The following is a 539-nucleotide window of genomic DNA, read 5'->3' as shown; positions in this document are numbered from 1 at the left end:
GCTGACTTCTAGCTGCTGACAAAGGTAGGTTATGGAGAGCTTTTGATCTCTCACTTTGGCCTGTTCAAGCTGTCTCACGGCTACAAATCGGTCTTTTTTTTTAGATCAATGTGGTAGCGATTCAAGACCACTTCGAGTAGTGTTTTGTTGACCAAGGCCTTGCTCTCAGCCTGGAAGAGGGCTGCTTTGAGGCGAGCGTTTTCACGCTTGAGTTCTGCGTACTCTGGATCTACGTCTTTGTTCTTGTTTGTCTTGCTCATAGTGCTTTGGTTGGGTAACTCTACACCAAAGGTACGCAACCAATTTCGAATGGTGCGTGTGGTGATGCCGTAGCGCTGGCTGGTGGTGGCGATGCTCTCGCCTGTGGCTAGGAGGTCATCGATGACTCTCCACTTGAAATCTAGGGGATATCCCTTTCGTCCTCGGTTACTTTTTTCTTGTTTCATTGTTGTTGGGGTTGGCTTCCCGACTGTGTACTATTTCAGGAGAGGACAAAACTGTAGATTGGTCGAAGTCGAGGAAATCTTCAATCCCAACGG

The 539-nt window shown here is 48.1% G+C and carries 1 protein-coding gene; it reads right to left on the bottom strand.

Annotated features, from left to right (window positions below; translation table 11 throughout):
• Positions 1 to 80: 80 nt before the first annotated feature.
• Complete coding sequence (locus tag PORUE0001_RS03165; protein ID WP_007364921.1) at positions 81 to 446, bottom strand: transposase; 366 nt, start codon at positions 444 to 446, stop codon at positions 81 to 83.
• Positions 447 to 539 lie beyond the last annotated feature (93 nt).

Source organism: Porphyromonas uenonis 60-3 (assembly GCF_000174775.1).
Taxonomy (GTDB): domain Bacteria; phylum Bacteroidota; class Bacteroidia; order Bacteroidales; family Porphyromonadaceae; genus Porphyromonas; species Porphyromonas uenonis_A.
The sequence above is the reverse complement of the archived record's forward strand: the minus strand, read 5'-3'. Positions and strand labels throughout refer to the sequence as shown.

What these genes read in the sequence shown, in the direction of transcription:
- PORUE0001_RS03165 (WP_007364921.1), bottom strand. Translation starts at nt 446, where the DNA reads ATGAAACAAGAAAAAAGTAACCGAGGACGAAAGGGATATCCCCTAGAT.